General features: G+C 68.9%; 18 protein-coding genes. 8 read left to right on the forward strand and 10 right to left on the reverse strand.

Annotated features, from left to right (window positions below):
- Positions 1-77 precede the first annotated feature (77 nt).
- From WME98_RS01770 to WME98_RS01795, 6 genes are read left to right on the forward strand one after another with little or no spacing between them, the layout of a single operon-like run.
- Positions 78-2,378 carry a type VI secretion system Vgr family protein gene (locus WME98_RS01770; RefSeq protein ID WP_437949681.1) on the forward strand — a complete coding sequence of 767 codons (2,301 nt, stop codon included), beginning with the start codon at positions 78-80 and terminating at the stop codon, positions 2,376-2,378.
- Positions 2,375-5,029, forward strand: coding sequence for a DUF2169 domain-containing protein (locus WME98_RS01775; RefSeq protein ID WP_437949682.1), 2,655 nt, complete (start codon positions 2,375-2,377; stop codon positions 5,027-5,029). The genes WME98_RS01770 and WME98_RS01775 overlap by 4 nt, the downstream gene beginning before the upstream one ends.
- The gene (locus tag WME98_RS01780) at positions 5,016-6,065 is read left to right on the forward strand and encodes a pentapeptide repeat-containing protein (RefSeq protein WP_437331854.1); all 1,050 of its coding nucleotides are present in this window, start codon (positions 5,016-5,018) and stop codon (positions 6,063-6,065) included. The genes WME98_RS01775 and WME98_RS01780 overlap by 14 nt, the downstream gene beginning before the upstream one ends.
- A 30-nt stretch (positions 6,066-6,095) precedes the next feature.
- Positions 6,096-6,746: a DUF3540 domain-containing protein gene (locus tag WME98_RS01785; protein ID WP_437949683.1), complete on the forward strand. Its 651-nt coding sequence runs from the start codon at positions 6,096-6,098 to the stop codon at positions 6,744-6,746.
- A gap of 11 nt (positions 6,747-6,757) precedes the next feature.
- Complete coding sequence (locus tag WME98_RS01790; RefSeq protein WP_437331856.1) at positions 6,758-7,150, forward strand: DUF4150 domain-containing protein; 393 nt, start codon at positions 6,758-6,760, stop codon at positions 7,148-7,150.
- Between the two features lie 11 nt (positions 7,151-7,161).
- Positions 7,162-7,605 (forward strand): hypothetical protein, encoded by a 444-nt coding sequence (locus WME98_RS01795; RefSeq protein WP_061622820.1) that lies wholly within the window; start codon positions 7,162-7,164, stop codon positions 7,603-7,605.
- On the opposite strand, the gene WME98_RS01800 is transcribed toward WME98_RS01795, so the two are convergent.
- A complete protein-coding gene (locus WME98_RS01800; RefSeq protein WP_437949684.1) occupies positions 7,599-8,639 on the reverse strand; it encodes a hypothetical protein in 1,041 nt (346 codons plus the stop codon). The two genes, WME98_RS01795 and WME98_RS01800, sit on opposite strands and share 7 nt — an antisense overlap.
- 1,589 nt (positions 8,640-10,228) lie before the next feature.
- Between WME98_RS01800 and WME98_RS01805 the strand changes: the two genes are divergently transcribed.
- Together WME98_RS01805 and WME98_RS01810 are read left to right on the forward strand one after the other, a co-directional pair.
- Positions 10,229-10,915 carry an RNA polymerase sigma factor gene (locus WME98_RS01805; RefSeq protein WP_437949685.1) on the forward strand — a complete coding sequence of 229 codons (687 nt, stop codon included), beginning with the start codon at positions 10,229-10,231 and terminating at the stop codon, positions 10,913-10,915.
- 159 nt (positions 10,916-11,074) lie between these two features.
- Positions 11,075-12,880, forward strand: a complete 1,806-nt coding sequence (locus WME98_RS01810; RefSeq protein ID WP_437949686.1) for a serine/threonine protein kinase — start codon at positions 11,075-11,077, stop codon at positions 12,878-12,880.
- A gap of 208 nt (positions 12,881-13,088) precedes the next feature.
- Here the strand turns inward: WME98_RS01810 and WME98_RS01815 are convergent, their stop codons facing one another.
- The 9 genes from WME98_RS01815 to tssA form a co-directional block, all read right to left on the reverse strand.
- Complete coding sequence (locus tag WME98_RS01815) at positions 13,089-15,269, reverse strand: family 1 glycosylhydrolase (RefSeq protein WP_437949687.1); 2,181 nt, start codon at positions 15,267-15,269, stop codon at positions 13,089-13,091.
- Complete coding sequence (gene galK / locus WME98_RS01820) at positions 15,266-16,378, reverse strand: galactokinase (RefSeq protein ID WP_437949688.1); 1,113 nt, start codon at positions 16,376-16,378, stop codon at positions 15,266-15,268. The genes WME98_RS01815 and galK overlap by 4 nt, the downstream gene beginning before the upstream one ends.
- Entirely contained in the window at positions 16,375-18,264 is a 1,890-nt protein-coding gene (locus WME98_RS01825; RefSeq protein WP_437949689.1) for a glycoside hydrolase family 2 protein, read from the reverse strand. The genes galK and WME98_RS01825 overlap by 4 nt, the downstream gene beginning before the upstream one ends.
- A 49-nt stretch (positions 18,265-18,313) precedes the next feature.
- Positions 18,314-19,438, reverse strand: coding sequence for a UDP-galactopyranose mutase (gene glf, locus WME98_RS01830; RefSeq protein WP_437949690.1), 1,125 nt, complete (start codon positions 19,436-19,438; stop codon positions 18,314-18,316).
- Positions 19,423-20,577 (reverse strand): glycosyltransferase family 1 protein, encoded by a 1,155-nt coding sequence (locus tag WME98_RS01835; RefSeq protein WP_437949691.1) that lies wholly within the window; start codon positions 20,575-20,577, stop codon positions 19,423-19,425. Before WME98_RS01835 ends, glf begins: the two co-directional genes overlap by 16 nt.
- Positions 20,578-21,120: 543 nt before the next feature.
- Positions 21,121-21,711, reverse strand: a complete 591-nt coding sequence (locus tag WME98_RS01840; RefSeq protein ID WP_437949692.1) for a TIGR00730 family Rossman fold protein — start codon at positions 21,709-21,711, stop codon at positions 21,121-21,123.
- A 192-nt stretch (positions 21,712-21,903) separates the two neighbouring features.
- Positions 21,904-23,388, reverse strand: coding sequence for a type VI secretion system contractile sheath large subunit (gene tssC, locus WME98_RS01845; protein WP_437949693.1), 1,485 nt, complete (start codon positions 23,386-23,388; stop codon positions 21,904-21,906).
- A gap of 3 nt (positions 23,389-23,391) precedes the next feature.
- Entirely contained in the window at positions 23,392-23,883 is a 492-nt protein-coding gene (gene tssB / locus WME98_RS01850; RefSeq protein ID WP_020737970.1) for a type VI secretion system contractile sheath small subunit, read from the reverse strand.
- Between the two features lie 167 nt (positions 23,884-24,050).
- Positions 24,051-25,733 (reverse strand): type VI secretion system protein TssA, encoded by a 1,683-nt coding sequence (gene tssA / locus WME98_RS01855; RefSeq protein WP_437949694.1) that lies wholly within the window; start codon positions 25,731-25,733, stop codon positions 24,051-24,053.
- Positions 25,734-25,748 lie beyond the last annotated feature (15 nt).

Below are 25,748 nucleotides of genomic sequence, written 5' to 3' on the forward strand. Positions count from 1 at the left end.
CTCGTCCTGGCGCCGTCTTCGATCCCACGTTGGACTGCAACCACCGCGCCGGGGTGTCTGGCGCCCAGGGACCTGCGATGGCCATGAAGGATGTCGTCTCCATCAGCTCCAGCGTCCTGCCCGAGGCCGCCCGCGTGCTCGGCGTGCGAGGCACCGAGGGCATCTCGCGGCCGTATTGCTTCGAGATCTACCTCGCGCTCACCAGCGACGACAGCCGTGACATCGACATGGCCGACACGATCGGCGCCAAGGCCACGTTGACGCTCGATCGCGACGACGACGACACGCCGCCCTTCGTCTTCCACGGCATCCTGTCCACGCTCGAGCTCGTGCAGGAGACCTACAGCCGCGCGCTCTTCCGCGCCACGCTCGTCCCGCACCTCTGGCAGCTCACCCTCACCCAGCACAGCCGCATCTTCACCGATCAGACGATCCCCGACATCATCAAGGCGATCCTCGAGGACGGCGGGCTGCTGCCGGAGGACTACGAGCTCAGGCTCTACGGCGATTACAAGCCGCACGAGCACGTCTGCCAGTACCGCGAGAGCCACCTCGACTTCATCTCACGCTGGATGGAGCGCGAGGGGCTTTATTACTACTTCGAGCACGAAGGCAGCTCCGAGAAGCTCATCATCACCGACAAGTCCTCCGCCCACGGCCCCATCGAGCGGACGCCGGTCCGGTATCACCCGGTCTCGGACACCGATGTCGTCGCCGGGGCGTCGCTCTCGTCGTTCCTCTGCCGGCACACCGCGCTCCCGGCGCGGGTCAAGCTCCGCGACTACGATTACGCGCGGCCGCTGCTCGACGTCTCCGGGAGCGCGCCGGTCTCCATGACGGGCATCGGCGAGATCAACCAGCATGCCGGCCGCTTCTTCACCCCCGAGGAGGGCGCGCGGCTCGCGAAGATCCGCGCCGAGGAGCTGCTCGCGCGGCAGGTCGTGGCCCAAGGCGGCGGCACCGCCCCCTTCTTTCGCCCCGGATACCTGTTCGAGCTCGAGGACCACCCGCGCGGCGCCCTCAACGCGAAATACCTCATCACCCAGACCGAGCACGTCGCGATCGCGGCCGGCGGCGGAGCGGAGATCAAGAAGCTGCTCGGCGTCGAGTCCGACGACGTGTACCGGATGGAGTTCAAGGCCATCCCGGCCGGCGTCCAGTACCGCGCCGAGAGCCGCACCCCGTGGCCGCGCATCTACGGCTTCGAGAACGGGACCATCGACGGCGAGGCCGAGAGCGAGTACGCGCAGGTCGACGACCACGGCCGCTACGCCGTCAAGTTCGAGTTCGACGAGAGCCCCCTCAAGGACGGCAAGGCCTCCACCTGGGTCCGCATGCTCCAGCCCCACGGCGGCGGCGTCGAAGGGTGGCACTTCCCCCTCCGCAAGGGCGTCGAGGTCCTCTTCACCTTCCTCGGCGGCGACCCCGATCTCCCGGTCATCGCCGGCGTCGTCCCGAACGCGCTCAACCCGAGCCCCGTCACGTCCCAGAACCGCACGACCAACATCATCCAGACCGGCGGCCGCAACCGCCTCGAGCTCGAGGACCAGGACGGCGGCCAGCGCGTCACCCTCTCCACGCCCACGAAGAACACCTTCATCCGGATGGGCGCGCCCAACGACGACAGCAACCTGTACCTGAACACCGACGGGATGACGTACTTGTACATCGGAGAGGACCTCGATCTCTGGACCGTCGGCCACAAGAAGGAATGGGTCGACCAGAGCTCGACCGAGTGGATCGTCGGCCCCTTCAGGACGGTCGTCGACAACCTCGTCACGGAGACCTACAAGGACAAGCAGGTGACCACCGTCGCGAAGGGGCGCGAGGAGACCGTCACCACGGGCGGCTACAAGCTCACGGTCAGCGCCGGGGGCGCCACCGTCGACATCACGGACCCGAGCACGTTCAAGGTGCACGGCACCCTGCTCGAGGAGGTCGACGGGGCGCTCACCCAGACGTACAAGGCCGGCGTCACCCAGAACGTCACCGGCGCCGTCAACCAGACCATCAGCCTCGACTACAACCTCACGTGCAACAAGATGAACGTCACCAACAAGGGTGACGAGATCCTCACCACGCTGGGCTCCTTCATCGGCACCACCATCTCCGCCACCTCGGAGACCACCGTCGGCATCAAGAACGAGAACCTGATCGGCGGGAAGATCGAGTCGGTCGTCGGCCTGAAGTTCGAGGCCCTGCTCGCCGCCAACATCGAGATCCACGTCGGCCCGCACGTCGAGATCAAGACCGCCGACATCAAGGCCAAGGCCGCGGAGATCCGCACCAAGGCCCTCGAGCTCTGGGCGACCCACGGCCCCACCATCAAGCAGGCCGCGCTCGATCTCGCCATCGCGGCCGCGCACATCCGTCTATGAAGACCGTCAAGCCGATGCGGCTGGGCCTCCTGTACAAGGTCTTCGAGCTCGACCGCCGCTTCTATTTCGTCACCACCCTGCTCGTCTTCTTCCCCCTCTCGTCCCCCTCCACGCTCCTGCCAGAGATCAACCTCTGGAAGATGGTCGGCGAGGAGCTCGGGAAAGAGGGCGTGCTCGACATGTGCATGCCGAAGCCGCGCGGCGAGGTCCTCCTGAGCGCCCGGGGCTACCCGCCCGGAGGCCGCCCGGCCCCCGCGTGCTCCGCCCGCGTCAGGCTCGGCGCGATCGACAAGACCCTTTACCTGGTCGGCGAGCGGCGCTGGACGCGCGGCGTCGCGTCGGATCCGGCGCCGTTCACCGAGATGCCGATCCGGTACGAGAACGCGTTCGGCGGCGAGGGGTTCGCGAAGAACCCGGTCGGCAAGGGGTTCGCCCCGGTCCGCGGCGAGCAGGGCGAGGTCCACCTCCTGCCCAACGTCGAGGATCCGGACCGACTCGTGCGCTCGCCGAGGGACCGCCCCGATCCGGCCGGCTTCGACGCGCTCGACTTCATGTGGCCGCAGCGCTTCTCGAAGATCGGCACCTACGACGAGGCGTGGCTCAAGGACGGGTTCCCGGGGCTCGCGAAGGACACGGATCTCGGGTTCTTCAACACGGCCCCGGACGACCAGCAGATCGAGGGGTACTTCCGCGGAGACGAGCCGTTCTCGCTCGAGAACATGCACCCCACGGAGCCGCGCATCGAGTCCGCGCTCCCCGGCGTGGCCACCCGCTGCTTCATCCGGCAGAAGACCGACGCCGGCGACGAGCTCCGCGAGATCGCGACCCGCCTCGACACGGTGCGCTTCTTCCCGCACCGCGAGCGCGGCATCCTGATCTTCCGGGGCCTCACCGAGATCGCCGAAGACGACGCGTCCGACGTGCTGGAGATCATCGTCGGCTGCGAGTCGCTGGCGTCGCCGAAGCCCGCGAGCCATTACCGCGACGTGCTGGCGCGGCGCCTCGACAAGAAGGACGGCCACCTGCTCGCGCTGCGCGACGGCGACCTGATGCCGCCCGAGCCGGCCAGCAAGCCGAAGATCGCGGATGACAAGATAGGCGACGTGGGCGACCTGCTCGCGCGGGAAGACCTGCTCCAGAAGAACCAGCGCCGGCGGGCTGAGAAGGAGCTCGAGCGGCTGCGGGGGGAGCTCCGGGCGCTCGGCCTCGATCCGGACGAGCACATCCCCGCCGCGCTGCCCCCGGAGGAGCCCGCGCCCGACCTGGACGAGCTCCCAGCGTACGTCGAGCGCGCCATGGCCGACGTCGAGAAGCTGAAGAGCGAGGCCGAGGACCGGCGCAAGGCGTCCGAGGCGCAGGCCCGGGAGGCGCTGGCGGCGCAGGGGCTCGATTACGACGCGCTCGTCGAGGAGCAGAAGAAGAAGGCCGGCGGGCCGCCTCGGTTCTCGGCGAAGGCCGAGCTCGAGCGGCTCAAGGACATCCTCGTCATGGCGCGGAACGGCGGCGTCGCGCTGCCCGACGTCGAGGCCAAGCTGGCCGATCCGGAGCTCGAGCAGAAGCTCCTCCTGCAAGAGCAGAAGATGAACGAGGCCTACCGGCGTTATACGCAGCACTTCCCTCCCGCCGCGCGCCTCGACCCGGCCGGCTCCGCGCGCCTCCGCGACGCGCTGCTCGCCGGCCGCCAGGCGGGCGAGCGGTTCGACGCCCGCGACTTCACCGGGGTCGACCTCTCCGGGGTGGATCTGCGGGGCGCGGACCTCTCCGGCATCTTCCTCGAGGCCGCGAGCCTCGCGGGCGCGAACCTCGCGGGCGCGAACCTCAGCGACGCCGTCCTCGCGCGGTGCGACCTCTCCGGGGCCGACCTCACCGGCGCGAAGCTCGCGGGCGCGAACCTCGGCGAGGCCGATCTGAGCGACGCGCAGGCGGCCGGCGCGGATTGCACCGGGGCGGTCTTCGCCAGGACCAACCTCTCGCGCGCGAGCTTCCGCGGCGCCCGGCTGAAGGGCGCCGACCTCTCCGAGGCGCTCGTCGCCGGAGCCGACTTCCAGCAAGCCTCGGCGCCCGAGCTCATCTTCCTCCGGAACGACCTCACCGGGATCAACCTCCGCGGCGCGGATCTCACCAAGTGCAATTTCATCGAGGTCACCGTCGAAGGCGTGGACTTCACCGGCGCCACGCTGAAGTCCGCCCTGTTCGTCACCTCGAAGGGCAACCGCGCCAATTTCCGGGGCGCCATGCTCGAGAACCTCCGGATCGTCGTCGACTCCTGCTTCGAGGGCGCCGATCTGCGGGGCGCCAACCTGACGGCCGCCAACCTGCGCGGCACGAAGCTCGCCGGCGCCGACTTCACCGGCGCGCTCCTCAAGGGCGCGGATCTCAGCGAGTGCGACCTGCGCGGCGCCAGGCTGCACCACGCGGAGGCGCGCGAGTCGAGGCTCGTCAAGGCGGACCTGAGCCAGGCCGCCCTGACGGGCGCCAACCTCATCTACGCGCTCCTCCAGAAGGCGAACCTCCGCGGCGCCGACCTCCGGGGCGCCAACCTGTTTCGCGCCGATCTCGCGCGGGTCGAAGGCGACCGCGCGACAAACCTCGACGACGCGCACGTCAACCAGGCTCGGGTCGTGCAAGGGGGCGCCCGTGGACAGGGATGAGCTCGTCGCGCTGGTGCGGGGCGGCGAGGTCCTGGAGAAGGTCAGCCTCGCCGGCATGGACCTGACCGGCGCAGATCTCTCGGGGTGCATCTTCGAGCGCGTCGACCTGCACGGCGCGAAGCTCTCGGGGGCGCGCCTCAAGGAGTCGGTGCTGATGGAGTGCGATCTGCGCGGCGCGGATCTCACCGGCGCCAACCTGCATCACCTCGTCATGGACAAGGGCCGCCTCGCCGGGGCCGACCTCACCGGCGCCACGATGATCGCCGCGAAGCTCGTCGACGTCGACCTCACCTCGGCCGTGCTCGCCGGCGCCAACCTCGTCATCGCCGCCCTGGTCAAGCCGATCCTGGTCGGCGCCGACCTCTCCAGGACCAACCTGGATCGGGCCAGCATCGTCGACGCGAGCCTCCAGGGCACGAGCTTCGCGGGCGCGCACCTCAAGCAGACCGTCCTGATGAAGGCCGACCTCACGGGCGCCGTCCTCGCGGGCGCCCGGCTCGAGAACGCGATCTTGATGCAAAGCAAGCTCTCGGGCATGGATCTCTCGGGGATGGATCTCACGCTCACGCAGTTCATGGACGCCGATCTCGAGGCCACGAGCTTCCGGGGCGCGACGCTCGTCCAGTGCAACTTCAAGGGCGCGAACCTCACCGGCGCGGACCTCACCGGCGCGACCGCCCAGAACGCCGTCTTCGTCCAGGCGAACCTCACGCGCGCCTCCCTGCGGCGGGCCCTCCTGCGCCAGTCGCTGTTCGTCGAGGCCACGCTCTCCTCCACGAACGCGGCCTCGGCCGACCTGCAGCAGTGCGTCTTCACGCGGGCCGCGTGCGCTGGCGCCGTCTTCGCCGGCGCGGATCTCACGTACGCCGACTTCTCCTACGCCGACGTCTCGGGCGCCGATTTCTCCGGGGCGACGCTCTTCCGGGCGCGGTACCACAAGGTCGAGGAGGAGGGCGCCGTCTGGACGAGCCGCGCCGCCGCGCTCGGCGACGACGAGGCGCTGGCAGAGGCGGAAGCGTTCAAGTCCCCCCACTGAGCGTGTGACGATCGGATGAGCAGGACATCGATGCAGAATCTGGCACGGAAGCTCGAGAGCACGGAGACGTTCCAGGAGACCGGGCGGGTCGTCGGCGCGGGCGCGGGCGGCTTCGTCGTCCGCGCGGGCACGGGCGAGCACGAGGCGCAGCGCGCGGTGAGCTGCCTCGTCGAGCCCGAGGTCGGCGACGTCGTGCTCCTCGCCAGGTCCGAGCGCGGCAAGAGCTATGTCCTGGCGGTCCTGGAGCGCGCGCCGGGGGCGGCCGCGCGCGTCGTGCACGACGGCGACATCGAGCTCCAGCTGCGGCGAGGTCGCTTCCGGGTCGCCGCGCAGGAGGGCATCGATCTCGCGTCGGGCAAGGACGTCTCGGTCGCGTCCGCCGGCGTCCGGGTCAACACCGTCGAAGGCAACGTCGTCTTCCAGCGCCTCTCCTGCTTCGGGGCGGCGGTCCACGCCGAGGTGGAGAAGGCCAAGATGGTCTTCACCAGCCTTGAGACGGTGGTCGAGCGGCTCACGCAGAAGCTCAAGAGGTCGTATCGCCTCATCGAGCAGTTCGACCACGTGCGCGCCGATCGCATCGACTACGCCGCGAAGCAGACGGCGAGCCTGCGGGGCGAGAACACGCTGGTCACCGCCGAGGAGCTGGTCAAGCTCGACGGCGAGCAGATCCACCTCGGATAGGAGGCGCTGCCATGTTCGCGAACTCTCAGATGATGGGCCTGGATCTCGGGTTCCCCGACGTCTGCCTCACGCCGACGCCGGCGCCGGTCCCCATTCCTTATCCGAACATCGCGGCCGGCCCGATGGGCGTCCCCGCGGCGTACAACATCCTGTTCATGGGCACCCCGGCGCACAACATGGCGACGACGGTCCCGCTGACGAACGGCGACAACACCGGGATCAACATGGGGGTGGCGTCCGGGATGGTCATGGGCCCGAGCCGCCATCTCACGGGCGCGTTCACGTGCCTGATCGGCGGCATCCCCGCGACGAGGATGACCAGCATGAGCCTGCAAAACTCCACGAACTGCCCGGGGATGCGGCTCGTCCCGAGCCAGGTCAAGGTGCTGCTCCTGGCGCCCTGAGGAGGCCTGTCATGATCATCGCCGGCGTCCTCCTCGCGCTCCTCGGCCTGCTGTTCGGCGCGGCGTCGGTGTCCGACGGCGCGTATGCGGTCCTCTCGGCGCACCTCGGCAAGAACCGAGCGGCGCTCGGCCAGGTCGCGTTCTTCTGCCTGCTCATGGGCGCAATCCTCTTCTTCTGGGGCAAGGTCAACGCGCGGACCGCGCGCATCCGGGCGTCGGGGCTCCCTGGCAAGGCGCTCATCACGAAGTTCGACGACACGGGCGTGACGACCAACCGGGATCCGGTGGTGACGCTCCACCTGCACGTGATGCTCGAGAACCGCGAGCCGTACACGGCCGTCATCCGGCACAGCGTGCCGCGGCTGCGGGTGGGGCAGCTGACGAGCAAGGAGCCGGTCGCGGTGAAGGTGGATCCGGAGGACCCGAAGCGGATCGTGATCGAGTGGGATCAGTGAGGGCAGCGCTCCCTTCGCCGGGCCCGCGCCGCGCACGCGAGCAGCGCGAGCGCCGCTCCCCCGAGGGCCGCCGCGCCGCCCGGGCCGCGCTCGCCGGCGGCGCGGCAGCTGCAGCCGCGCACCGCGGCGTCCTCGTCGTCGTCGCCATCGCCAGCGCCCCCGCCGCCGCTGCCCGGCTCCATCCCTGAATCGCACGTTCCCCCGGGATAGACGTCCTGCTCCGTCCACTCCGGCTCGGACGGCCGCGAAGAGCTCGGCTGCGCCGTCTCCGGATCCTTCCTGTAGAAGCAAGGCCTGCAGGCGTGCACGGCCTCGCCGGCGACGTTCCCGGCCGCATCCATCGCCGTGGCCCGGAAGCAGAGCGCCGTCGGGGCGTCGACGCCGGCGAGCACGTCCACGGTCTGATGGATGGCCATGGTCACCGACGCGTCGGTCGTGAGCCGGCTCGTCGAGAACACCGGCTCCGTGAAGCTGACGTCCCGGAACGCCTCGACCGTGTAGATCACGGGGGACTCGCCGGTCCCCGCGGCCTCGCCCTCGGCCGTGACCCACCACGCGAGGTGGCTGTGCGACTCGCAGCTCCCGCTGCTCGGCGTGGCGTCGGCGTAGTCGTAGAGGTCGAACGAGAGCCCGCTCGGCGTCGGCGGCGCCTCCGTGTCCGCGGCGCCGGCCGTGAGCTCGATCCGCGTCGCCTCGCACCCCTCGTCCGGGCAGAAGCTGCCCTCGATCACGATCGCCTGCCCCTCGCCGGGCGGCGGCTCGATCCGCGCGACGAGGTCGTACCCCGCCGCGGGCACGTCCGGCGCGGCCACGAGGCGCGCCGGCTCGGCGTCGACCGTCACCGACACGGCGTCCAGCGAGAGGGCGTGGCCGGCGAAGAAGAGCGCGGCGTTCCCCGGGGTCGTCGCGCCGCTCGCCGGGAAGACCTCCGTCACGCCCGGATACGGCATGCCGCACGCGCCCGCGCTGGCCTCCATCGCGAGGAAAGAGGCCAGCGCCGCGAGGATCCCAGCAGTCCACGAACCATGGTTCATGACGCCAGGGTATCAAGGCCGCAGATGGAGGAAGATGAGAAGCACGAGCCTGGCGCAACCCGGTCGATTCCTCGAGATGGGCGCCGTCCCGCCGTCCGGCGGGGCTGCTTCCGGCGGGCCGGCTGCCCAGCACGGGCGGATGCATCGCGAGACACCGAGGAGAAGCCCGGGAACAGCCCGGCAGAGCATCCGCCGAGCTGTTCAAGGCCCCGCGAGCTGTTAGGTCCGGCAACACAGCTGGCCAAACTCAGCGCGACGCAGGCGACGAGATCGCGAGCGCAAGCGCTCCGACCTCTGCGATTCGAACGCGACCGCTACCAGTTCGTTCCCCAGCACACATCGCGAGAGCTGCCCAGGCCGCGGTCTCTGCAGTATTCTGCCGCAGTCGCAGTGCACGAGCCATACGGGATGGCGCTCTGCGATCCGACATTGTACCAGGAGCTGCCGTTGCCACACCTGGTCAAGCACCACTGATACCTCTTCGGAGCCCAGCCTTCGCAAGTCCATGCAGCCTGCTCGGCTGTGCCAACCTCCTCATCAACAGCCTCGCTGCCCATGACATCTCCAGCATCTGTCTCAGCAACACACCCCGCAGCCGCCACACACACGCAGACCATCAATCCATAAATGCATCGCATAATCAATCCTCCTCCGTTGCCCAGCACCACTCAGCGAACAGCACAGCTAGCGATCCGTATTGACATTGAATCCCCATAGCCCCGACCAAGCTCGCATCGCCCAGATGCCAGAGCATCGTTGAGCGTCAACCCGAAGGGCTCACCATGCGAGAACTCATCGCGAGCGCCCGATCGGCAACGCCGAACCTGGCGGCGCCCACACATAAAATACCGCTTGTGGTGGCACTTCGGGCGGCAGCATCTCGCGTGGCCGCCCAGCGCGACATTCCGAATCGGCTCACCTATATGGACATTCGTCCCATGTGCTACAGCACTTGGCACGTCGCCCACATCGACGAGCTGATCGGGCGTGGTCGAGGCGACGTGTACGATGCCGCAGAGCGGCATCGCTCATGTCTCCTTTCTCCCGCTTCCTGAAGGAATCTTGCTCGAAGGTGACAGAAAATCGTCAGGTGCCCCGCAGCGCCGCCCGCATCCGGCCGGGGTACCGATGGCCAGGGCCGCTCGGGCGCCGAGGGCGGGACGCTCCAGCTCGGCGATTGCCGAGGGCGGGACGCTCCAGCTCGGCGATTGTCCGTCCCTGCGCGAGCGCGAGCCTCTCGCCGAGGCTCAAGGCGCTCCGTTTCCGGCACCCCGACGAGGCGACGCGACGCTGAACTACCTCGCCAGCCTATGCCGGTGGCGAGCACAGCCTAGCCCAGGGCGCCGTCGGCCCTCGCCGGTAGCGAGCTCGAGCGCTTGACGGTGTACGCTCGTTGAATGGCATGGCACGCGCGCCGCCCTACGCCAGGAGAGTTCTGCACCGGGATACCCGGCGTGGGTCACGCGACGCGCGCTGCGGCGGCAATGGTGGGGGGCCTGCTCGGGCTTCCCACACGCGGTCGCATCTGTTACGGTACAGTTATGACCCGTGATGGGTGGAGAGCCCAATTCCCGGACACTTCGTGGGACATGGTCACCCGTGCTGGACATCCGTTCACCAAAGAGGGGATGAACGCCCTGAATGAGCTCTGTCGACGCTACAGATCGCCCATTCGCAGTTTCGTCAGAGCGTCCGGCTTCTCTGCCGAAGATGCTGAGGATATGACGCAGGGCTTCCTGCAGCAACTCTCAGCGAGCAACGATATAGCCGTTGTAGATCCCTCACGCGGCAGGTTCCGCAATTGGCTATGTAGATGCATCAAGAATTACGTAGCAAACGAGCGCGATCGAATTCGCGCTCAAAAACGCGGCGGGGGCTGCTTGCACGAGCACATCGACGCGAGTGGGCTTGAACCGATAGCTCGCTCGCTGCCTTCCAACACGCCTTCCGCGGAAGAAATCTACGAACACACGTTCACGATAAGCTTTATCGATCGGGTACTCGCTCAGCTTCAGCAATATTACCATGAAAATGGAGAAGGCAAGCTATTCGACGCGCTTAGACCGCGGCTCGTAGATGATGACGCTCCTGAGCACAAGCACGTCGCCCACACGCTAGGGATGAGCGTCGACGCAACAAAAACAGCGTTATCGCGGATGCGCTCCCGGTTCAAGCAATTCGCTCGACGAGAGGCCCGCAGCCTCGTCAATCACGAGAGCGAGGTCGACGACGAGCTCAAGTCCATGATGGCGAGCTTACAACTTGTCAAGCAATAAAAATGTAGTCGACCCATGTAGCGCCACCTGAGAAGCCATTGACGGATGTCGGCGATGCCACCCACATGTCGTTTATGCGGCAAAAACATCCCCCCCGACGCGCCAGGCGGATTGTGCCCCCATTGCATCATCAATAGATGCCTCGACGGGTCCGACGGAGTGTACGATTCTGACGATGCGCCGGACAGCATCGATCAGTACAGGTTGGAGGGTGAGCTTGGCCGCGGCGGCATGGGCATCGTATATCGCGCGCTCGATTCGCTCTCCGGCCGCGCCGTGGCGCTGAAGATAATCCGCGACCGTTCGTTCGCCAGCAGAGGCGCGCGAAAGAGGTTCGAGAACGAGATTCGTGCCCAATGCACGTTCGAGCACCCGAACATCGTCAAGGTTTATCATGTCGGTGTACATGATGGCTCTATGTACTTCACGATGCAGCTTATGGCAGCAAAGACGCTGGCCGAGCGCCGGGCAGACTTCAAGGACCCGCGAGACGCGGCGCGTCTCCTGGAAAAGTTGGCGCTCGCTGTCCATGCATGCCACGAGCGGAACATCCTGCATCGTGATCTGAAGCCATCGAACATTCTGTTCGATGAGAACGGAGAGCCACATCTCGCCGATTTCGGGATCGCCAAGCGCTTGGACACGGACAGTGGCACCGCTACGGGCATGATTGTGGGCACCCCATGCTACATGGCACCGGAGCAGGCAAATGGGCGTTCCAACCAGATCGGCGCGGCAGCGGACGTTTGGAGCCTCGGCGTGATCCTTTACGAGCTGCTCGTCGGGCGAACGCCGTTTGCAGGGGAGGCCACCGAGGTACTGCGACGCTGTAGGGACGAGGAGCCGCCTTCGCCCGTCAAAAGCCGAAAGGATCTGCCGCGAGATCTGAGCGCTATCTGCGTGACGTGCCTGCGCAACGAACCGACGCTCCGATACCCATCCGCTGCGGCGCTGGCCGCCGACCTGAGGCGCTGGCTCGATGGCAAACCGACCCTGGCGCGACCGTGCAGTCTCCCGCGACGCATACTCCGCTGGTGCGGCCGGCACCGAACAGTCCTCGGCGTCGTCGGCGCCTTCGCGCTCATGGCTTCGGCGAGGTTCAGACTAACTCACGCTCAGACACAGGAACAAGCGCGCTCGGCCGCACTGACGAACAACGCCATCATCGCAGAGGTCATGGCGGACTCGCTGCGAGCGGAGATCGCATCGCACGTCCGCATCGTTAGAGCCATCGCGAATGAGGCTCTCCCACGCTGGCTGCTGCTAGACATGGACTGGAGAGGCCTCGAGAGCTATTGCCAGGATCAGCAATCGCTGTATGGATTCAGCGCCTTATCCGTGTTGGATGAAGAGGGGACATTGAGGGCCGAGTGGCCTCCTCCACCGCCGTCGCGCAGGAGCGCGAACCACGCGTGGCGCGATTACTTCCGCGGTGCTCACGAGCTCGCCGCAGCCGAGGCGCAGGATGTGTATGTATCCAGAGCCTTCAGGCAGTTACCTGGGCGAGACTTTGTACTCGCAATTTCAGCGCCTCTTCGCCATGAGGACGGCTCGTTCCTCGGCGTCGTAGCGGCGACCATATCCGTCGAATCTAGCTTCGACATCCTCAGACGAATCCGTTATTGTAGCGCCACGCTCGTGTCGCTTCGCGACCGCGACTCGGACACCGCGGATCCTCCTTCGCCACACGACGAACACGCGTTCCTGATTCATAATGGCGTGAACCACAGCCAAGTGTTTCCTTCGGGCCAAAACGGGAAGCTGCGCATGCTGAGGTCACGACTCCACTCATCCGAAGCGCATCCAGAATTCATGGACATCGTCGAGACCGACAGTGAGTACGTGGATCCGTTGGAAGGCTCGACAGAAGATCGGTGGCTTGCGGCATTCGCGCCGGTGGGAGGTACGAATCTTATCGTGATCATTCAGACCCGCCGGGATGCGCGCGCTCATGTTGAGGAGTGACCTCGCAAACCAACGCGAGCCTGTCGGCGATGGGCTGCGCGACGTCAGCACGCTTGCCTGTAAACGACGATTCTTGCCAATGTGAACGGTCGTGCCGAGACGGAGCCAGCGGTCCCGTGGCGTTGGACCCCACCGGCATGCGAAGAGACGGTTTCTCGCGCCTCTGCCAGTGTTCACGCTGAGCGGAGAGCACGGCTGGAACGCCGGCCTACCCGGCCGCCGGCGCCGCTTCCGCCCGGTGCCTGACGTAGTGCTCGACGGCCTCGGGCAAGGTTGGCAACGTCGCGCGGCGGCGGCTGTGGAGCCCCCCCTGGCGGGGCAGATTCGCCCGGAGGCCCAGGGTGTGCGCCGGACACGCGTGCACCGCGCGCGAGGGCAGACCGAACGCGTCGCACATCATCTTCGCCCACGAGGCGAAGCTCAGGACGCCGTCGTTCGCCAGGTGCCAGATGCCCTCGGCTTGGTCGATCGCGAGATCCAGGCACGTGTGCGCCAGGTGCGGCAGGTACGTGGGCGACACGAAGAGGTCGTCCGCGGCGTGGAACGGCTCCCCGCGCTTCACCGCCGACAGCGCGAGCGCGGCGAAGCTGCGCGCCTCGAACGGACCGAACAGGCTGCCCGTGCGGACGACCAGCGCGCCCGGCAGCGCGTCGAGCACGCCCCTCTCCCCCAGCGCCTGCGCCTCGCCGAACGCGTTGATGGGCGCGACCGGATCATCCTCGACGTAGGGGTCGGGCTTGCTCCCGTCGAACACGAAGGCCGACGAGAACATCAAGAGCCGCGCGCCGTGGCGCCGGCACGCCCCCGCAAGGAGGATCGGCCCCACCACGTTGGCGCGGCGGCACGCCTCGATCTCGTCCTCGGCGTCGTGCACGCGCGTGTAGCCCGCCGCGTTGATCACGAGCCACGGGTCGACCTCGTCGATCGCGCGCTCCAGGGCCGGCGCGTCCGCGATGTCGAGCTCGCCCCGCGTCATGGCCCGGACGTGGAGGCCGCGCTCCTCGCACGCGCGCGCCACCGCCGCGCCGAGCGACCCGCCCGCGCCCGTGATCAGGATCGGGCGCTCGCGCGGCCGGCAGATGCTCCGCGTCGTCGATCGCGGCGCCCCGTAGAGCAGCCGCTCGTCGCGCCGCCACCAGCCCGGCGCCCCGGCGAGCGGGTGCTCGGTCCGGCCGGTGGACGCGAGCTCCTTCGCGACCGCCGCGAGCGCCGTGGGCCGTGGCGCGGGCCCGCGCACGTCGAAGACCCCCGGCTCGTAGTGGCCGCGCGCCTGGGTGACCAGGCTGTCCCAGTCGTACGCCCCGAAGGCGGACCACAGCGTCACCGCCCGCACGTCGGCGCCCTCCGCCCGGGCCGCGCGCGCGCCCTCCCACGCCTCGGCAAGCCAGCGGATCTGCTCCTCCGGCGTGCACCCGAGGTGGACCTCGGTGATCGCGATCGGCGTCGCGTACCGCCGCCACACGTCGCGCAACACCGCGTGGTGGCCGAAGATCCCCTCCTCCCGGACGCGCACCGCCTCCACGTCGGCGTACGCGTCGCGCCCGTTGCCGCCGTGCGTCCACGAGGGGTAGCGCTCGACGCGGTGATCGAGGAACCGATCGCTCGTCAGGTAGTAGTTCACGCCGATCACGTCCGGCGGGCACGGCTCCGCCGCGAGCCGCGCGAGCTCCTCGTCGCTCACGCCGCAGTCGCGGAGGTGCTGGCGCAGCGGGTGCGCGGCGTCGACGCGCCCGTACAGCAGATCGAGGCTCAGCCAGCGCCGGTGGTTCTCGAACTCCGCCTGGTAGGCGAGCCGGGGCGTGCTGGCGATCGCGCCGAAGTCCTCCGTCTGCACGAGCCGCGCGTCCGGGCGCACCCGCCGGATCGCGCGCATCGCGGCCGCGGTGGCGCGCGTCTCCACGAGCAGCGCGCGCATGAGGGAGGCCGAGTCCCGGCGGTGCGGGTACCAGTGCCCGTAGAGCGCGCTGAAGCGCGCGGTCGTGAGCGGCTCGTTCACCGGCGTGAAGTCGCGCACCCACGGGTAGCGCTCCGCCACGGCGCCGGCGAACTCCGCGAGGCCGCTCGCGAAGCTGTCCTCCATCAGGCTGGTCCACGGCGGCCCGCTGCCGTGGTGGACCAGCCCGACGATCACGTCGATGCCGAGCTCCCGCAGCCGGTGGAGGCGCTCGTCTGCCCAGGAAAAATCGGCGCTCCGCGGGCCGTCCGGGGCCGTGCGCTCCCAGAGGACCGGGTACCGGACGGCGGTGACCCCGAGCTCCGCGAGCAGGTCCAGGTCGGTGATGCGGCCGTGGTGGCCCGTGCGCTCCAGCTGGTCGAAGTACTGGTCGCCGACGCGGTTGACCGTGCACTCGACGCCGGCCCAGAGCGCGATCCCGGCGCGCTCGCTCACGGGGTCACCCCTCCCACCAGCACCGTCGCGTGCCGGCCCGGCGTTCGCCCGTAGGCCTCGACGACGGCCCGGCCCACCTGTGCCGCGCAGCCGCGCTTCACCAGGGCCACGATCGAGCCGCCGAAGCCGCCGCCGGTCAGCCGGGCGCCGAAGACGTCCGGCTGCGCCCGCGCGCTCTCCACCAGCGCGTCGACCGCCGGCACCGACACCTCGAAGTCGTCGCGCATCGACCGGTGCGACGCGTCGAAGAGCTCGCCCAAACGGCCGAGATCCCCGGCGCGGAGCGCGGCCACGGCGGCGAGCACCCGGGCGTTCTCGGTCACGACGTGGCGCGCGCGCCGGTCGAGCGGCGCCGGCAGCGACGCGATGCGCTGCTCGGCGGCCGCGTCGACGTCCCGGAGCTGCGGCACGCCGAGCAGGGCCGCGGCGCGCTCGCACTCCGCGCGCCGCGTCTTGTAGTCGCCGCTCGCGTGCTGGTGCGCCACCCCCGAGTTCACGACGAGCAGCTCGGCCTCGGCGGGCAGCGGGATGCGCTCGAACGCGAGGGTCCTCGTGTCGATGAACAGCGCCGTGTGCTCGTCGGCGAGGCTCGCGGCCATCTGATCCATGTTCCCGACGGGCGCGCCCACGAAGTCGTGCTCCGCCGCGTGGGCGATCCGGGCGATCTCCACGTCGTCGATGGAGAGGTCGAGCATCGCCCGCAAGGCGCGGGCGAGCGCCACGAGCAGCGAGGCGCTCGACGACAGGCCGCTGCCGAGCGGCACCGACGACGCTATCCTCGCGTCGAAGCCCGGGATCGACGCGCCCCGGCCGCAGAGGACCGCGGTGATGCCCTGCACGTAGTCGAGCCACAGGCCGCGGCGCGCCTCCTCGCCGGCGCGGAACGAGAGCGGGGCGCCGCCGTCCACGTTCTCGCTCGCGACCTGGACGAGCCCGTCGTCCCGCGGCGCGATCTCGATGCGCGTCTTCTGCGGGATCGCCGTCGGCAGCACGTACCCGCCGCTGTAATCGGTGTGCTCGCCGATCAGGTTCACGCGCCCCGGCGCCTCGGCCGCGAGCTTCGCCGGGCGGCCGAAGACGGCCTCGAAGCCCGGCCCGCGCGCGGTCATCGCGGCGCACCCATGTCCACGAGCCCGGGCATGTCCGCAAAGGCCGGCATGTCCGCGAGCCCCCCGTCGCTCAGCGTCGAGGGCGTCTCGTTCGGGCCGACGAACGGGATCCCCTGCGTCGCCGCCGCCATCTTGTGGAGCGGGAACTTCGGCGTGCGGTCGGCGTGGAGCAGGCCGTTCGCCTCCTGGTACGTGTCGGCGAACTGCGTGTAACAGAAGCCGGCGAGCAGCTCGAGGGAGTTGATCACCTTCATGAGCTTCGTGTAGCGCTCGGCGAACTCCTCCGACGTCCTGCACGCGGAGTACCCCCACGTGCCGCCGTCGCCGCCGCCGGGCGCGATCGCGATCCCGCCGAACTCCGACAGCACGATCGCGGTCTCGTGGCTGACCGACGGGTCGAGCACGAGGGCGCGTCCCCCGGGCCTCTCCCGCTTCAGCAGCTTGGGCACGACGTCGTGCGCGAAGTAGCGGCGCGCGATGCGCTCGGGCGACGGATCGTAGTCGTGGATCCCGATGATGTCGGTCGCCACGCTCTCCCACCCGTCGTTGCCGATGACCGGCCTCGTGTAGTCCATCGACCTCGTGAGGTGATAGAGCGCCTGCACGTAGTGCCGCTCGTTCGGGTTGTCCGGCAGGTTCGGGACGCCCCACGACTCGTTGAACGGCACCCACGCGACGATGCACGGGTGGCTGATGTCCCGCCGGATCGCCTCGAGCCACTGCCGCGCGAGCCGCTCGATCGACTTGCGCGTGTGCCGGTAGGCGCTCGGCATCTCCTCCCACACGAGCAGTCCGAGCCTATCGGCCCAGTAGAGGTACCGCGGATCCTCGATCTTCTGGTGCTTCCGCGCGCCGTTGAAGCCCATCTGCTTCGTGAGCTCGACGTCGCGGCGCAGCGCCTCGTCGTCGGGCGCGGTGATCCCGGTCCCCTCCCAGTAGCCCTGGTCGAGCACCATCCTGAGGACGTACGCCCGCCCGTTCAGGAGGAAGCGGTCCCCGCGGACGGCCACCGAGCGCAGCGCCGTGTAGCTCTTCACGCGGTCGATCGTCATCCCGGACTGGTCGTAGAGGACGATGTCGGCCTCGATCAGCGTCGGGCGCTCGGGGCACCACAGGAGCTCGTTGCGGAAGTCGTCGATGCCTGGGTCGGAGAGCGTGATGCGCCGGTGGACCTCCCCGGCCACGACCGTGTACTGGTCGTTCGCGATCGTCATGTCGCCGACGCGCAGCCGCACGCCGACGCGCGCGCCCTCCACCGGCGCGTTGGCGACGCGGACCTCGACCGCGATCTCCCAGCGCTCGAGGTTCGGGGTCCACCGGAGGTACTCGACGCGCATGCGCGGCACGCGCTCGATCCACACCGTCTGCCAGATCCCCGTGGTCCGCGGGTACCAGATGGAGTGAGGCTCGAGCTTCCAGTCCTGCTTGCCGCGCGGCTTCGCGAGGTCGTTCGGATCGTCGTGGGCCTGCACCACGATCGTGACGCTCTCGCGCCCCTTCACGTGCTCGGTGATGTCGAGCTCGAACGGCGTGTAGCCGCCCTCGTGCTCGCCGGCGAAGCTGCCCTCGATCCACACCCTGGCCAGGTAGTCCACGGCGCCGAAGTGCAGGATGAGCCGCTCGGCGGGGTCGAGCTCCGGCACCTTGACCTGGCGCCTGTACCAGCAGGCCTTGAAGAAGCCGGTCTCGCCGACCCCGCTCCGCGGCGTCTCCGGGGCGAACGGCACCTCGATCGTCCTGTCGAAGCGCGCGTCGGCCGGCGAGCTCCACTCGGCCCGGGGATCGAGGGCGAACTCCCACGCCCCGTTCAGCGAGGTCCAGCCCTCTCGCCGGAGCAGCGGGCGCGGGTAGCCGCGGGCAGCGCCGCTGTCGGCCGGCGGCGGCACCGAACCTGGGATACCGATCTGTGCAAGGTGCTGTCGAGGCATGGGTCCGTTAGGCGGCGACGGTCACCGCTGCTCCGTCGAGCTTGGCTTCGCGGATGTGGTCGAAGGTGGCGAGCGCCTGACCCACGACCTGGTCCATGTTGTAGTACCGGTACGTCGCGAGCCGCCCGACGAAATGCACGTTCGGCGTCGCGTCGGCGAGGGCCTTGTACTTCCGGTAGATCTCCGCGTTCTCGGGCCGCGGCACCGGGTAATAGGGGTCGCCCTCGGCCCTCGGGAACTCGTACACGATGCTCGTCTTCGGGTGCTGCTGCCCCGTGAGGTACTTGAACTCCGTGATGCGGGTATACGCGTGCTCGTTCGGGTAGTTGACGACCGCGCCCGGCTGGAAGGTCTCCTTGTCATGCGTCTCGAACTTGAACTCCAGGGAGCGGTAAGGGAGCTTCCCGTAGCGGAAGTCGAAGAAGGAGTCTACCGGGCCCGTGTAGATCATCTCCTTGAAGCTCACCTCGTTCATGATGTCGCGGTAATCTGTGTTCAGGAGAATCCGGATCTTCTTGTGATCCAGCATGTTCTCGAACATCCGCGTGTAGCCGCGCAGCGGCATGGCCTGGAACTCGTCCGTGAAGTACCGGGAGTCGTAGTTCGTGCGCGCCGGCACGCGCGAGGCGACCGAGGCGTCGAGCTCCGACGGGTCGAGCCCCCACTGCTTGCGCGTGTAGTTGCGGAAGAACTTCTCGTAGAGCTCCCGGCCCACCTTGCTGACGACCGCGTCCTCGGAGGTGCGGCAGTGCTTGATCGGCTCGGCGACGCGGGCGAAGAACGCCTCGACCTCGGCGGGCGAGTAGTTGGTCCCGTAGAGGGCGTTGACCGTATCCACGTTGATCGGGAACGGGACGAGCTTGTCGTCGACGTGCGCGAGCACGCGGTGCTCGTACGGGCGCCACTCCGTGAACTGCGACAGGTAGCGGAAGATCCGCGGCGACGCGGTGTGGAAGATGTGGGGGCCGTACTTGTGGATGAGGACCCCGGCGTCATCGTGGTAGTCGTACGCGTTGCCGCCGATGTGCGGACGCTTGTCGCACAGGAGGACCGACTTGCTCATCTGCGAGGCAAGGCGCTCGGCGAGCACGCTGCCAGCGAACCCAGCACCTACGATCAGAGTGTCGAACACGGTACGTTCCCTTCCGCCCGGACAGCCGCCGGACGCTTGGATTGGAGTGCGTCAGCGATGAGCTTCGACATCGAGCGCCACGTCTTGTCCCACGACGTCGCGCTCACCATCTCGTCCGCGATCGCGATGTGCTCCTCGCGCGGCCCCGCGAGCGCTGCGAGGGCCGCGGCGACGAACGTGGAGGCGTCGGCGATGTGCACCGCCTTCTTCTCGCCGTAGGGCGTGACCACGTCACGGATGGCGGTGGAGACGACCGGCTTGCCCGCGGCGAGGTACTCGAGCGTCTTCGTCGGGCTGATGAACCGGGTCGCCTCGTTGAGCGCGAACGGCATGAGTGCGACGTCCCAGCCGCCGAGGTAGGCCGGAAGATCCTGATATGACTTCTGGCCGAGCCAGTGGATGTTCGGCAGCCGGGGCAGCGTGGCCGGGTCGATCTTCACGACCGGCCCGAGCATGACGAGCTGGAAGTCGGGGCGCTCCTTGGCCACGCGGGCGACGAGCTCGACGTCGAGCCGCTCGTCGAGGACGCCGAAGAACCCGAGCCGCGGCCTCGGGATGTCGCGCTGGTCGTCCGGGTCCGCGGCGTGCTCGCGCGCCCTCGCGAAGTGGGCCGCGTCGACGCTGCTCGGGAAGGCGTGCACCGACGGGTGCTGGGCGCGCTTCGCCTCGTAGAGGCTCTGGCCGCCGGTGAACACGAGATCGGCGCGCGCGAAGAGCTCGCGCTCCCGCTCCCGGAGGATCGGCGGGGCGCCGCGGAAGGCGGAGAGCTCATCCATGCAGTCGTAGACGACGAGCGACGGCTCCACGTCCGCGGCGATCGGCAGCGACATCGGCGTGTAGAACCACAGGATCGGCTGCCGGATGTCCTGCTCCCGCACGAAGGAGTTGAGCAGGCGGCGCTGCTGCGCGAGGGCCTCCTCCTGCTCGGTGCCGTGGCGGAGGTGGGGGACGACGACGGTGAGATTGGCCTCGATGTGCCTCGCCTCGAGCCTCGGGGGCCCGTCCTCGAACACGGGCTCTTCGACGAAGTAAACCCGCCTCTCCTGCGCGAAGCGGCTCATCAGATGGTTCGGTCGCTGGAAGACGAAGTTCCAGCGCAGGTGCGACAAACAGATGAGATCGGGCCCGACCTGCTTCATCTTGTCTCCGATTTCTGTGAATTGAGAACGTACCGCGCCGGCTTTTAGCAATTCACGGGCCGACGACGGGATGAAGCCATTGACGGGGACATCGCGGCCGGGCCGAGCGGCCGCCGTGAAACGCGCGGCAATCCGCTACATGGGCTGGGCAGAGCGCTGAACATCGAAGTACGCTCGCCGGCGCCATGATCGCTGGACGCGAGAACCGGCGAACTTGCCACAGATGAGACAAAATGCGCCGCGTTCGGGCGTTTCCTGTGGGGCCTTCACAAAAAATGCAACCTGCGCCGCGCCCTTCGACGCGCCTCCGGGCGCGAGCGCAGGGTCGTAGATGCACGATGCTTGCCGGAGCGCTCGGGAGTGCCCCTCATGCAGCGGAGCTAAGGAGAGATCCGGATACGAGCTAGGGTATCGCCTGATCGACCACCGCAGTGCGGCCGCGTTTCGTGAGCGCGCGCGGCCGGGTCCTCGACAGGGCGGATGAGAAATGCGCTCGAGTTGAAGGAATGAACCTCGCTCCCGACTTCGCGTCGAGCGACGCGCTTACCGCTCGTCGGGCGCCATCCACTTGTGCTCGACGTTCGGGCGCCAGGCGGCGAGCAGCCCCAGGAGCGCCTCGGCGTCGCTCTCGACCTGGAGCATCGCGCGGTGGCCCGGCTTGAGGAACCGCTCGACCACCACGTGATCCAGAAAGGCGATCAGCGGCCGGTAATACCCGGCGACGTCGAGCAGCCCGACCGGCTTCTCCTGAGACCCGAGCTGCGTCCAGGTCCACACCTCGAACAGCTCCTCCAGCGTCCCGATGCCCCCCGGCAGGGCGATGAAGGCGTCGGAGAGCGCGGCCATCTTCGCCTTGCGCTCGTGCATCGTCTCGACCACGTGGAGCTCCGTCAGGCCCCGGTGCTCGATCTCGCGCTGGTTGAGGAAGTGGGGGATGACGCCGATCGCCTCCCCGCCGGCCGCGAGCACCGCGTCGGCGACCGCGCCCATGAGCCCCACGTGGCCGCCCCCGTACACGAGCCCGATCCCTCGCGCGGCCAGGAGCTCCCCGACCTGAACGGCCGCCGCGCGGTAGGCCGGCGACGCGCCGGCGCTCGACCCGCAATAGACGCAGATCCTTGAGAGTTTCCTCATCGCCCGAGCCTACGCCGGCGGGCGGGCTCGTTCCAGGGCCGCCCGCTTCGCGGCGTCGCCCACGCTGCGTAGCCTGGCCGCCCGCTGCGTAGCCTGGCCGCCCGCTGCGTAGCCTGGCCGCCCGCTGCGTAGCCTGGCCGCCCGCTGCGCGGCCAGGCACCGCGCGGGCAGCGCGGTGCCGTGGCCGGCCGCTCACTCCTTGTCGAGCTTGCCGACGAGGCTCAGCGTGAAGAACGCGCCCATGTACTTGAAGTGCGGGCGCACCTGCATGTCGACCTTGTACCAGCCGGCGTTGCCCGGCACCTCGGTCACGATGATCCTCGCCTTGCGGAGCGGCCGGCGCCCGCGGGTCGCGGCGGAGACGACGTCCTGATCGGCGACGTACTGGCCGATCCACTCGTTCAGCTCCCTCTCGAGGTCGGCGCGCTCCTTCCACGTCCCGATCTGCTCGCGCTGCAGCACCTTCAGGTAGTGCGCGATGCGGCACATGATGAACATGTACGGCAGCTGCGTCCCGAGCCGGTAGTTCATCTCGGCCGCCCTGCCCTCCTCGCTCTGCCCGTAGAACTTGGGCTTCTGCGCCGAGTTCGCCGAGAAGAAGCAGGCGTTGTCCGAGTCCTTGCGGAACGTGAGCCCGATGAAGCCCTCCTCGGACAGCTCGAACTCGCGCCGCTCGGTGAGCATGATCTCGGTCGGGATCTTGGTCTGGATCTCGCCCATCGCCTCGTACTGATGAAGCGGCAGGTTCTCCACCGCGCCGCCCGCCTGCGGGCCGATGATGTTCGGACACCAGCGGTACTTGGCGAAGCTGTCGGCGAGCCGGGTGGCGAAGGCGTACGTCGCGTTGCCCCAGCAGTACGCGTCGTGCTTGCCGACCACGTCCTCTTCGTAGTTGAACGCCTTCACCGGGACGGTGTTGGCGCCGAAGGGCAGGCGGAGCAGGAAGCGCGGCATCACGAGGCCGACGTAGCGCGAGTCCTCGGTCTCGCGGAACGCGTTCCACTTCGTGTACTGCGGCCCCTCGAAGAGCGCCTTCAGGTCCTTCAGGTTGGGCAGCCCGATGAAGTCCTTGAGCCCGAAGAACTGCGCGCCCGCCGCCGCGATGAACGGCGCGTGCGACATCGCCGCGACGGCGGCGCACTTCTGGAGCAGCGCGATGTCCTGGGGGCCGGGGCCGAACTCGTAGTTCGCGATGATCGCGCCGACCGGCTTGCCGCCGAACTGGCCGAACTCCGCCGAGTAGACGAGCTTGTACAGGCCGCTCTTCGGCACCTCGGGGGCGTCCTCGAAATCGGCGAGGAGGTCCTCCTTGGAGCAGTTGAGCATCTCGACCTTGACGTTCTCGCGAAAGTCGCAGCGGTCGATGACGAACTTGAGGCCGCGCCAGGCGGACTCGAGCTTCTGGAAGCTGGGGTGGTGGAGGATCTCGTCGATCTGCCGCGAGAGCTTGACGTCGATCTCCGCGATCAGCGCGTCGACGAAGGCCTTGTCGACCTTCTCACCCTCGCGCCGCGGGGCGACGAGCTCCGAGATGAAGGCCTGCACGCCCCGCTTGGCGATCTCGTACCCCTCGTCGCCGGGCGTCATCTTCGTCTCGGCGAGGATCTCGTCGAGCAGCGACCCTCCCTCCAGGGTCTGGACGCCTGCGCTCCCCGCGGCCTGTGTCTCCGTCGCCATCGCTCACTCCCCTTCCTTGTCGAGCCCGAGCTCGCTCACGATCTTGTTGCGCTGAGCCGGGTCGCTCAGGATCTGCTGAATCTTGTTGCGGAACGCCTTCTCGTTCCCGAGCGGCCCCTTGAGGGCCGTCAGCGCGGCGCGCAGGTCGAGGAGCTTCTTGAGCTCCGGCACCTGGGTCGCGATGGCCTCGGGCTCCATGTCGCTCAGCCGGCGGAACTTGAGGTTGACCGTGAGCTCGCTGTTCTCCTGCTCGGACAGGACGTCCTTGACGTTGAAGGTGAGCGCGAGCTTCTGCTCGCTCATGACCTTCTGGAAGTTGTCCTTGTCCACGTTGATCGGCTTGCGGTCCTCGAGGGGCCGCGGATCCGGCCGCTGCGTGTAGTCGCCGAGCATCAGCATCTTCAGCGGCAGCTCGACGTCCTCCTTCGCGTTCCCCGTGGCCGGCTTGTACGTGATGTTCACGCGCTCCTTCGGCGCGACCGATCCCTCTTTCATCGCAGGCTCCTTTCCCCGTCAGCAGCGGGCGGAGCGCCCGCAGGCCGTACGAGCATAGACCAAAACCCCGGCCCCCCGGGCAAGCTTCTCGGCGCGACGCGCATCCGCCTTCTCATCGTCCTCGGCCTCGGCCCCCTCGCCCCCGTCTCGCCCCCCCGTCAGGCCCCTCAGACCCCCAGCGAAAGTTTCAGGGCGAGCGCAGCGTCGAGCTGGCAGACGCGCTCGAAGCAGAGCACCTCCTTCGCCCTGGCCTCGGGGGTGGCGTCGTCGCGCTCGTTCAGGGCCCGGTAGCATGTATGGAGCGCGGCGTAGAGCTCCGCGCAGAGATCCGGCTGCCAGGTGGTGAGTCGGTGGTGCTCGACGATGTGCTCCAGCGCCTCGAGCTGCGCGCGCGCCACGAGGAACTGGGACAGATCGATGTTGATCTGCGCCATCGCGAGCCGCACGCGGAAGCGGTCCAGCGCCGACGGAGCGGCGGCCGCCGCCTTCTCGAGGAGGACCATCGCGTCGACGGGCTGCTCGTTCGCGACGAGCCCGCGGGCCTCGGAGAGCGGCTTGTCGAGGTAGCTCCGCGGCCTCGCGGGGGCGCCGGCGCCCCCCGAGCCGAAGGCGGCCGCCACGTCGTTCGAGAGCCAGGTCTGCGTCTCGGCGTCCGCGAACGGCGTGCCGTCGTTGAACTTGAGCGTCGCCAGGAGCGGCGCGCGGAGCATGAGGACACCCATCTCGACGAGCACGGCCCGCCGGGCGTCGGCGTAGTCGTCGCCGAGCTGCTCGAGCGCGTTCGCCGCGTACCGGTGCGGATCGAGCCAGAGGGGGTAGCTCTGCGCGTACTCGTCGACGAGCGGCAGGATGTCGGCGAACGCCCTCTGGCTCGTCAGCGCCGGGAGCGCCCGCTGCACGTGATCGGGCGGCGGCGGGACCCCGGTGGTGCTGTTCGGGGATCCGGCCCCGGGGTCGTCGAGGATGTCGATCCAGAGCCCGATGCGGAGGACGCGGTACGCGGCCGCGCGCTTCGGGTTCGTCGCCCGGAGCGCGTCGCCCGCGCGCGCGATCAGGGGCGCGCAGCGGCCGAGGACGGTGAGCGCGGAGTCCTCGTCGACGATCGCCTCCAGGCTGAGCCCCGGGCTGCTCGTGACGACGACCTGCGGCGGCGGCGGCGGCGGCGCCGGCGGCGGGGTGACGATCACCGGGGTGGCCGCCGGCGCCTGGACGATCGCCGCCTCGGCCGCCTTCGGCGGCGGCGGGGGTGGCGGCGGCGGGGGTGGCGGCGGCGGCGGCGCCTCGGCGGGGAGGCTCGCGACGACGCTGCGGATCGCGCTCCGGAGCTGGCCGAAGCCGCCGTAGGCGTCGCCGAGCCGGTTGCTGAGGTCGGCGTCGAGGGCGCGGCTCACCTGGTCGATGGCGTTCACCACGTCGCGCTCCGCGGCGGAGGGCGTCACGCCGGCGAGCGTCGAGGCCGCGATGTCGCCGAACCAGGCGCACAGGTTGCCGCGCGCCTTGGGCCGCCGGAGCGCGGGGTACATCGTGTCCCAGAACGCGTCGTTCAGCTCCTGCACGAGCACGAGCCCGTCGAGCAGGCCGGGGAGCCTGTCGAGCTGCGCCTTCGCCGCCGCGTAGTACAGTGCGACGCGGAAGTCCTTGGACTTCTCGCTCAGGATCTCGTCGGCGCCGGTCACGACGCGGGACCAGTCGACCTTGCCGCCCGCGAGCGACTGCAGCTTATCGACCTCGTTCTTGAGGGCCTCGAACGCCTCGTCGTAGGTGACGTCGGCGCCGACGCCGCCGTCGATGGGAGCGAACAGCGTCTCGATCCGCGCTTTGGATTTCTGGATGGCGTCTTCAGCGGCCATGGGGCGCGAAGGATA

It is taken from the genome of Sorangium sp. So ce296 (assembly GCF_051529605.1).
In the GTDB taxonomy this organism is placed as follows: Bacteria; Myxococcota_A; Polyangia; order Polyangiales; family Polyangiaceae; genus Sorangium; species Sorangium cellulosum_D.

What these genes read in the sequence shown, in the direction of transcription:
- WME98_RS01770 (WP_437949681.1), top strand. Translation starts at nt 78, where the DNA reads ATGGCCATGAAGGATGTCGTCTCCATCAGCTCCAGCGTCCTGCCCGAG.
- tssC (WP_437949693.1), bottom strand. Translation starts at nt 23,388, where the DNA reads ATGGCGACGGAGACACAGGCCGCGGGGAGCGCAGGCGTCCAGACCCTG.
- WME98_RS01785 (WP_437949683.1), top strand. Translation starts at nt 6,096, where the DNA reads ATGCAGAATCTGGCACGGAAGCTCGAGAGCACGGAGACGTTCCAGGAG.
- galK (WP_437949688.1), bottom strand. Translation starts at nt 16,378, where the DNA reads ATGACCGCGCGCGGGCCGGGCTTCGAGGCCGTCTTCGGCCGCCCGGCG.
- WME98_RS01775 (WP_437949682.1), top strand. Translation starts at nt 2,375, where the DNA reads ATGAAGACCGTCAAGCCGATGCGGCTGGGCCTCCTGTACAAGGTCTTC.
- tssB (WP_020737970.1), bottom strand. Translation starts at nt 23,883, where the DNA reads ATGAAAGAGGGATCGGTCGCGCCGAAGGAGCGCGTGAACATCACGTAC.
- WME98_RS01790 (WP_437331856.1), top strand. Translation starts at nt 6,758, where the DNA reads ATGTTCGCGAACTCTCAGATGATGGGCCTGGATCTCGGGTTCCCCGAC.
- WME98_RS01800 (WP_437949684.1), bottom strand. Translation starts at nt 8,639, where the DNA reads ATGAACCATGGTTCGTGGACTGCTGGGATCCTCGCGGCGCTGGCCTCT.
- WME98_RS01840 (WP_437949692.1), bottom strand. Translation starts at nt 21,711, where the DNA reads ATGAGGAAACTCTCAAGGATCTGCGTCTATTGCGGGTCGAGCGCCGGC.
- tssA (WP_437949694.1), bottom strand. Translation starts at nt 25,733, where the DNA reads ATGGCCGCTGAAGACGCCATCCAGAAATCCAAAGCGCGGATCGAGACG.
- WME98_RS01835 (WP_437949691.1), bottom strand. Translation starts at nt 20,577, where the DNA reads ATGAAGCAGGTCGGGCCCGATCTCATCTGTTTGTCGCACCTGCGCTGG.
- WME98_RS01795 (WP_061622820.1), top strand. Translation starts at nt 7,162, where the DNA reads ATGATCATCGCCGGCGTCCTCCTCGCGCTCCTCGGCCTGCTGTTCGGC.
- WME98_RS01805 (WP_437949685.1), top strand. Translation starts at nt 10,229, where the DNA reads ATGGTCACCCGTGCTGGACATCCGTTCACCAAAGAGGGGATGAACGCC.